Source organism: Kitasatospora sp. NPDC056783, from assembly GCF_042789895.1.
Classification (GTDB): domain Bacteria; phylum Actinomycetota; class Actinomycetes; order Streptomycetales; family Streptomycetaceae; genus Kitasatospora.
Window position 1 is genome coordinate 1 of record NZ_JBHUAF010000439.1, and the last position, 6,899, is coordinate 6,899.

General features: G+C 73.8%; 8 protein-coding genes. 3 read left to right on the forward strand and 5 right to left on the reverse strand.

Going from position 1 to position 6,899, the window contains the following annotated elements:
* Positions 1-320: 320 nt before the first annotated feature.
* The 4 genes from ACFRMQ_RS36135 to ACFRMQ_RS36150 all read right to left on the reverse strand — a co-directional run bounded on the left by ACFRMQ_RS36135 (position 321) and on the right by ACFRMQ_RS36150 (position 3,931).
* Positions 321-1,085 carry a glucose 1-dehydrogenase gene (locus ACFRMQ_RS36135; RefSeq protein ID WP_380735064.1) on the reverse strand — a complete coding sequence of 255 codons (765 nt, stop codon included), beginning with the start codon at positions 1,083-1,085 and terminating at the stop codon, positions 321-323.
* Positions 1,082-1,717, reverse strand: coding sequence for a TetR family transcriptional regulator (locus ACFRMQ_RS36140; protein ID WP_380735065.1), 636 nt, complete (start codon positions 1,715-1,717; stop codon positions 1,082-1,084). The genes ACFRMQ_RS36135 and ACFRMQ_RS36140 overlap by 4 nt, the downstream gene beginning before the upstream one ends.
* 115 nt (positions 1,718-1,832) lie before the next feature.
* Positions 1,833-3,059 carry a kynureninase gene (gene kynU, locus ACFRMQ_RS36145; protein ID WP_380735066.1) on the reverse strand — a complete coding sequence of 409 codons (1,227 nt, stop codon included), beginning with the start codon at positions 3,057-3,059 and terminating at the stop codon, positions 1,833-1,835.
* Positions 3,060-3,100: 41 nt separating this feature from the next.
* Positions 3,101-3,931 carry a tryptophan 2,3-dioxygenase gene (locus ACFRMQ_RS36150; protein ID WP_380735067.1) on the reverse strand — a complete coding sequence of 277 codons (831 nt, stop codon included), beginning with the start codon at positions 3,929-3,931 and terminating at the stop codon, positions 3,101-3,103.
* A gap of 244 nt (positions 3,932-4,175) precedes the next feature.
* On the opposite strand from ACFRMQ_RS36150, the gene ACFRMQ_RS36155 reads away from it, so the two are divergent.
* Together ACFRMQ_RS36155 and ACFRMQ_RS36160 are read left to right on the forward strand one after the other, a co-directional pair.
* Positions 4,176-4,637, forward strand: a complete 462-nt coding sequence (locus ACFRMQ_RS36155) for an Lrp/AsnC family transcriptional regulator (RefSeq protein ID WP_380735068.1) — start codon at positions 4,176-4,178, stop codon at positions 4,635-4,637.
* 57 nt (positions 4,638-4,694) lie between these two features.
* Positions 4,695-5,234: an NADPH-dependent FMN reductase gene (locus tag ACFRMQ_RS36160; protein WP_380735069.1), complete on the forward strand. Its 540-nt coding sequence runs from the start codon at positions 4,695-4,697 to the stop codon at positions 5,232-5,234.
* A gap of 103 nt (positions 5,235-5,337) precedes the next feature.
* Here ACFRMQ_RS36160 and ACFRMQ_RS36165 read toward each other — a convergent pair whose 3' ends face one another.
* Complete coding sequence (locus ACFRMQ_RS36165) at positions 5,338-5,970, reverse strand: MarC family protein (RefSeq protein ID WP_380735070.1); 633 nt, start codon at positions 5,968-5,970, stop codon at positions 5,338-5,340.
* Between the two features lie 262 nt (positions 5,971-6,232).
* Between ACFRMQ_RS36165 and ACFRMQ_RS36170 the strand changes: the two genes are divergently transcribed.
* Positions 6,233-6,793, forward strand: a complete 561-nt coding sequence (locus tag ACFRMQ_RS36170; RefSeq protein ID WP_380735071.1) for a DoxX family protein — start codon at positions 6,233-6,235, stop codon at positions 6,791-6,793.
* Positions 6,794-6,899: the final 106 nt, after the last annotated feature.

Below are 6,899 nucleotides of genomic sequence, written 5' to 3' on the forward strand. Positions count from 1 at the left end.
GCCTGCGTCGTCCTCGTCGTCCTCGCGGTGCCGCCCCGGTCCCCGTCCGGCCGTCGACGGCTCGTCGAGGACCCGGCGAACCGGACGGCCCCGCAGGCTGGTTCGTCTCGAAGAAGCGCTCCACCGGGCGCCGCTGGGCGGGTTCGGGCTTCAGCGGGCCGAGTTCGAGGGTCAAGCACGCCTCTCCTGAATCTGATGTGCCATCAATTTCGAGAATTCCCAAGGGTGATGTCGATCGAACTCGGCCCGGACATCAGCTGTGTCACGGAGGCCTCCGGGGTCGCGTCACCGTGCTCCGGACGCCTCGGGGAGGGGGAGGGTCACTGCCCCATGACGTACTTGACGGTCGGGCCGGTGGTCCAGCCGCCGTCCACCGCCAGTTCGGCGCCGTTGACGTAGGAGGATTCGTCGGAGAGCAGGTAGACCACGGCGGAGGCGATCTCGGGCGCCTCGCCGACCCGGCCCATCGGGGTGTTGGGGTAGTTGCCCTCGCCGCGCCGGATGCCGACCGAGGCGGTCATCGGGGTGTAGGTCATGCCCGGGTGCACCGAGTTGACCCGGATCCGCTCGCTGCCCAGCTCGACCGCGCCGATCTTGCTCAGGCCGCGCACGCCCCACTTGGAGGCGCCGTAGCCGGCGGTCAGGGCCAGGCCCATCAGGCCGGCCGCGGAGGAGATGTTGACGATCGAGCCGCCGCCGGCCGCGCGCAGCGCCGGGACGACGGTCTTCATCCCGATGAACACGCCGGTCAGGTTGATGTCCAGGACCTTGCGGAAGTGCTCGACGCTCTCGTCCGCGAGCAGCGAACCGGTGGATATCCCGGCGTTGTTGACCAGGCCGTGCACCGCGCCGAACTCGGCCACCGCGAAGTCCACCACGCGCTGCCAGTCCTGCTCCGAGGTCACGTCGTGCCGCGCGAACCGTGCCCGCTCGCCGAGTTCGGCCGCGGTGGCCTCGCCGTCGTCGTCCAGGACGTCGGTGATCACGACGGCGGCCCCGGCCGCGACGGAGAGCCGGGCGGCCTCGGCGCCGAGGCCGCGGGCGCCGCCGGTGATGATGACGGTCTTGCCGGTGAGGTCGTTCATGACGTGCTCCTTCGGGGGGCGGGGGAGGAGAGCATGGCGGCGGACACCGTCACCAGGTCGGCGAGGAAGGTCTCCTCGTCCGTCAGGGGGGTGGACCCGGTGAGGTACTGCTGCGCCCGGTCGGCCAGGGCCGCGCCGATGAGGGTGAGGACCAGGTCGATCCGCTCCAGCCGGATCGGCTCCGGCAGGGCGGAGATCCGCTCCTCGACCAGTTCGATCAGCCGCCAGTAGCCGCCGCCGGCCAGGGTGGGGTGCGGGGTCCGGGTGCGGACCCCGCTGCTGTGGCTGATCTGTGCGGAGATCCGAAGGCAGCGCCGGCCCTGTTCGGTGCGCAGTTCGGTGGCCTCGGCCGCGATCAGGGCGTCGAGCAGTCCGGGCAGGTCCGCGTCGGCGAGCGCGGGCAGGCGCGGTGCGAGGGCCCGCTCGGTGCGCTCCTGGCGGCCGGCCATGATCGCGTCGAGCAGGCCCTCGCGGGATCCGAAGTGGTACTGCACGGCGGACGGGTTGCTCTGCCCGGCCAGCCGGGTGATGTCCCTGGTCAGGGCGGCTTCCACGCCCCGGGAGGCGAAGAGTTCCTCCGCCGCCCGCAGCAGCCTCTCGCGGGTCTCGTGGCCCGCCGGTGTCCTTGCCATGCGCCCCAGTTTAATGCTGGGCATTATTAATGCCAAAGAACGGCAGGCCTCCGGTTCCACCCGCCCCCGGTTCCACTTGTCCCGGTTCCACCCGCCCCCGGGGGCGGCCCGCCCGCTACGTCACCTCGCCCCGGCGGGAGAACCGCTCGGCCCGCCACTCGCCGCTCTCCAGCACCTCGGCCAACTGCCGGGCCGCGTCCCGGACCTCGGTGTACGACAGGTAGAGCGGGGTGAAGCCGAAGCGCATCAGGTCCGGCGCGCGGAAGTCGCCGATCACCCCGCGTTCGATCAGGGCCTGCACCACCGGGTAGCCGTCGGCGTGCCTTAGCGCGACCTGGCTGCCGCGCCGGGCGTGCTCGCGCGGGGTCACCACCTCGATGCCGTCCAGCCCCTCGGTCAGCGAGACGAACAGGTCGGTCAGCGCCAGGCTCTTCGCCCGGACCGCCGCCAGGTCGACCCGCTCCCAGAGGTCCAGCGAGGCGTCCAGCGCGGCCTGGCCGAGCAGTGAGGGCGAGCTGGTCAGGAAGCGGCCGATGCCCGGCTTCGGGTCGTACCCGGGCTCGAAGGCGAACGGCCGGGCGTGGCCGAACCAGCCGCTCAGCGGCTGGAGCGGGCCGGCCGCCAGGTGCCGCTCGGCGACGTACAGGAAGGCCGGCGAGCCGGGGCCGCCGTTCAGGTACTTGTAGGTGCAGCCGATCGCGAAGTCCGCGCCGGCGGCGTCGAGTTCGACCGGCAGGGCGCCCACCGAGTGGCAGACGTCCCAGATCATCAGCGCGCCGGCGGCCCGCACCCGGGCGGTGATCCCGGGCATGTCGAGCAACTCGCCGGTGCGGTAGTCCACGTGCGAGAGGACGACCGCGGCGACGTCCCCGTCCAGGTGCCGGTCCAGCTCCTCGGGGCGGATCAGCGCGCTGCGGGCGCCCTCGGCCAGGCCGGTCACGCCCTCGGCGATGTACAGGTCGGTCGGGAAGGCCTCGGCGTCGCCGAGCACCGTGCCCCGGCCCGGCCGCAGCCGCAGCGCGGCCGACAGCACCTTGAACAGGTTGACCGAGGTGGTGTCACAGACGACCACTTCCGCCGGGTCGGCGCCGATCAGCGGCGCGATCCGCCGCCCCAGCCGGTACGGCTGCTCGAACCAGCCGGCGTCGTTCCAGCTGCGGATCAGCTCCCGGCCCCACTCCTCCTCCACCACCCGGCGCACCCGCTCGGGCGTGCGCACCGGCAGCGCGCCCAGCGAGTTGCCGTCCAGGTAGATCACCCCGTCCGGCAGCGCGAACTCCTTGCGGAACTCCGCCAGCGGGTCGACGGCGTCCAGCGCCGCGCACTCCTCACGCGTGGTCATTCCCGTCCCTTCCTCGTCCTGCGGTTGCGGCGCGGGGCCCGTCACAGCTCGTCCCGGATCGTCCACAGCTCCGGGAACACGTCCTGGTCGGCCGACTTGCGCAGCCAGACCAGCCCGCTGGAGCCGCCCGAACCGGGCTTGCCGCCCATGGTCCGCTTGACCGCCGAGAGGTGGCGCTGGCGCCACCGGGTGACCCGCTCGGCCACGTCCAGCAGGGCCTCGCCGAGCGGCTGGAGCGCCGCCCACTCCGGCTCGGTGTATACCCGCCGCCACGCGGCCTCGACCTCCGCGGACGGCTGGTAGCGCTGCTCGGAGGCCGCCGGGCGCGGTGCCAGGCCGCGGCGCGCCAGCAGGGCCAGCGCCTCGTCGTACAGGCCGGGGGAGCGCAGCGCCTCGGCCAGTTCGGCCTGCGTCGCGGGCATCCCGTCGTACATCTTCAGCAGCGCGGCGTTCTTGTTGCCGAGCAGGAACTCCAGGTGCAGGAAGGCGGCGGACTGGAAGCCGGAGGCCTCGCCGAACAGCGAGCGGAAGGAGTTGAACTCGCGCGGCGTCATGGTGGCCAGCAGGTCCCAGGACTCCACCAGCACGTCCTGCGCGTGGGTGCCCCGGCGCAGCGCGGCCAGCGCGGTGGTCAGGTCGTCCTCGCGCAGGGCCTGCCGGGCGAGCGTCCACTCGTGCCGCAGCAGGTCGAACAACAGCTCCATCACCTGGGTGGTGACGATGAACGACAGTTCGGCCGGCTCCTCGCTGCGCGGGTGCTGCAGGCCGTGCAGCTCCTCCAGGCGCACGTACTGGGCGTACGGGGTGCCCCGGCCAGGTGCGCCGGCCCGACCGAACGACAGGTTGGGTGTCTCCACCGTGTCGTGCCCCATCCCGATCCTCCTGATCCCTCCGGGCCCCGTCGCCCGGTCCGGCCGGACCCGGTTCGGTGGGTCCGGTCCAGCGGGCCGGGCCCGGGGAGCCCGGTCCTGTGACCCGGACGGACCGCCGGGTTCCACCGGTGCCCATTGTGCGGCGGCGGTGCCCCCCGCTTGAATGGTCGACGGGCATCGCAACCGCCTCCGGACCTGTCGTTCGCGAGGCGTTCGGCCGATTCGCCTTGTGAACGGAAATACCGTGATCCCGACCGCCCGGGAGGCCGTCTTGGACGCCGTCGACCGCCGTCTGCTGGCCGAGCTCCAGGCCGACGCCCGGCTCTCGTACAACGAACTCTCCCGCCGGGTGAGCCTGTCCGCACCCGCGGTGGCCGAACGGGTCCGCCGGCTGGAGTCCGAGGGGGTGATCAGCGGCTACCACGCCCATGTGGACCTCACCCGGGCCGGGCTGCCGATCACCGCGCTGGTCCAGATCCAGTGCTACGGCCCGCGCTGCGTGCTGCGGGACCCGGAGGTGGCGACCTGGCCGGAGGTGGTCCAGCTGCACCGGGTCACCGGCGGGGCGTGCTGCGTGCTGCTGGTCGCGGTGTCGACGATGGCCGAGTTCGAGGCGGTGTGCGACCGGCTCGGCGGCTACGGCCAGCCGTCCAGCTCGATGATCCTCTCCAGCCCGGTGTTCTGGCGGCCGGTGGAACCGCGCTGACCACCGCCGGGGCGTCGGCCGGCCTTGACGCGGGCGTCAGGGAGTAGGTTCCCGGGCATGCCGAACGAGCGCCACATCCTGCTGCTGCCCGGGAGCCTGCGGGCCGGCTCCGCCAACGAGACGGTGCTGCGCACGGCCGCCGCGGTGGCCGCCGCCACCCCGGGCCTGCGGACCACGTACTACGCCGGGCTGGCCGGGCTGCCGCCCTTCAACCCGGACCACGACACCGACCCGCCGCCGGAGCCGGTGGCCGCGCTGCGGGTCGCGATCGAGGCGGCCGACGCGCTGCTGGTCTGCACCCCGGAGTACGCGGGGACGCTGCCCGGCGCGTTCAAGAACCTGCTGGACTGGACGGTCGGCGGGGTCGAGATCTCGGACAAGCCCGCGGCCTGGATCAACGCCGCCGGGCCGGGCCGGGGCCTGGGCGCCGAGGCCACCCTGCGCACCGTCCTCGGCTACACCGGGGCGGTCGTGCTGGACGGGGCCTGCGTCCGGATTCCGCTGGAGCGCGGGGCGGTCGGCCCGGACGGGCTGGTCGCGGACCCGCTGGTGCGCGAACGGATCGGCGGGGTGCTGGCCCGCCTCGCGGCGGCCTGACCGCCGGCCCGGCCGCCCCCCGGTCCGTCCGGCCGCCCCCGGTCCGGCCGCCCCCGGTTCGCCTGGTAGCCCGCCGCCCCCCGGTCCATCCGGCGGCCCCGGCTCAGTGCCCCACGGGCAGGGGCACCCCCAGCCCCGCCAGGCCTTCCAGGAACAGCTCCACGCCGACCGCCGCCAGCAGCAGTCCGAGCAGCCGGGACAGCACCTCCAGGGAGGTCCGGTGGGTGCGCCGCATCAGTGGCGCGAGCACCGCCACGCAGAGGTAGTTGATCACCGCGACGGCTACGTAGGCCCCGGAGACGGCGGCCTTCCAGCCCCAGTTGTTCTGGTTGAGCGAGGCGACCAGGACGGCCGTGATCGCCAGCGGGCTGGCGATGTACGGCAGCAGCAGTTCGCGGATGCCGTCCACCAGCGGGTTCGCCAGGTGCTCGTCCTCGTCGCCCTCCGCGCCGAGGTGGACGCCGAAGACCAGGGCGACGGCGTAGACGAAGAAGATCGCCCCGCCCGCGATCCGGAGCGACTCGTCGCTGATGTGGAACAGCGTGGTCAGCTCGTCGGCCCCGAAGCCGAGCACCAGGCCGATGACCGCCGAGATCGCCGTGCTCAGCGCCGCCAACCGGCGCAGCTCTCGGTTGCTGCGGGTCCCGGCCAGGCGGGCGAAGGCCAGCAGGGTCTTCGGTGGTCCGACCACGGCGAAGAAGGTGATGAAGGCGCTGGCGAGGTTGAAGACGAACATGGGCCAAGCATGACCGCGGGGCCGGGGGTGCCCGGCCCGCCACGCCCCGCGGCCGGGCGTGGCGTGGATCTCTCCGGTCGGCGGCGCGCTCACGGCCCGGCCAGGCGGTCCGCTTCCGCTCGGCGGGTTCATTCCCGATCGGCGGCGAATTCGCCCGGATGGCGGTCCCGGCTCGAAGGGACGGGCGCTCTCGGGTGCCATGGAAGCAGGACCGCCGCCGAGGCGGTTCACTCCTCCGCCGAGACCGAAACGAGGACGCGACATGTGTCTGAACCGTAAGGACCTGGGCCTGCTGGCCCTGCGCGGCGCGGTCGGTGGGGTGCTGATCGCGCACGGCACCCAGAAGCTGTTCGGCTGGTTCGGCGGTGGCGGCCTGGAGGGCACCACCGAGGCCATGGAGCACATGGGCTTCCACCCGGCCCGGCAGAGCGCGCTCGCGGCCGGTGTCGGCGAGGCGGGCGGCGGCGCACTGCTGGTGGCGGGGCTGGCCACCCCGGCGGCCGGCGCGGTGGTGGCCGGGACGATGGCGGGCGCGGTGTCGGTGCACGCCCCGGCGGGTTTCTTCGCCATGTCCGGCGGCTACGAGTACCCGGCGTTCCTCGGCGCGGCCGGGCTGGCGATCGGCCTGGCCGGCGCCGGCCGGTACTCGCTGGACCACCTGACCGGCCACGTCTTCGACCGGCCGTGGGTCGGCCTGGCGGCCTTCGTGGCGAGCGCGGCCGGGGCGTACGGCGTGGTCGCGCGACGCCGGCAGGTGGTGCGGCTGCGCGAGGAGCGGGCCGTGGTGGAGTCGGACGAGCAGGAGGGCTCGGGGCTCTCGTAGGCCGTGTCCGGCACGCCCCGGCGGCCTCGTCACCCGGCGGCGCGTCACCCGGAGGCAGCAGCCCTGTTGGCGGCGGTCCGCGGGCTCCCGGAGGGTGGGCGGGAGG

What these genes read in the sequence shown, in the direction of transcription:
- ACFRMQ_RS36135 (WP_380735064.1), bottom strand. Translation starts at nt 1,085, where the DNA reads ATGAACGACCTCACCGGCAAGACCGTCATCATCACCGGCGGCGCCCGC.
- ACFRMQ_RS36140 (WP_380735065.1), bottom strand. Translation starts at nt 1,717, where the DNA reads ATGGCAAGGACACCGGCGGGCCACGAGACCCGCGAGAGGCTGCTGCGG.
- kynU (WP_380735066.1), bottom strand. Translation starts at nt 3,059, where the DNA reads ATGACCACGCGTGAGGAGTGCGCGGCGCTGGACGCCGTCGACCCGCTG.
- ACFRMQ_RS36150 (WP_380735067.1), bottom strand. Translation starts at nt 3,931, where the DNA reads ATGGGGCACGACACGGTGGAGACACCCAACCTGTCGTTCGGTCGGGCC.
- ACFRMQ_RS36160 (WP_380735069.1), top strand. Translation starts at nt 4,695, where the DNA reads ATGCCGAACGAGCGCCACATCCTGCTGCTGCCCGGGAGCCTGCGGGCC.
- ACFRMQ_RS36165 (WP_380735070.1), bottom strand. Translation starts at nt 5,970, where the DNA reads ATGTTCGTCTTCAACCTCGCCAGCGCCTTCATCACCTTCTTCGCCGTG.
- ACFRMQ_RS36170 (WP_380735071.1), top strand. Translation starts at nt 6,233, where the DNA reads ATGTGTCTGAACCGTAAGGACCTGGGCCTGCTGGCCCTGCGCGGCGCG.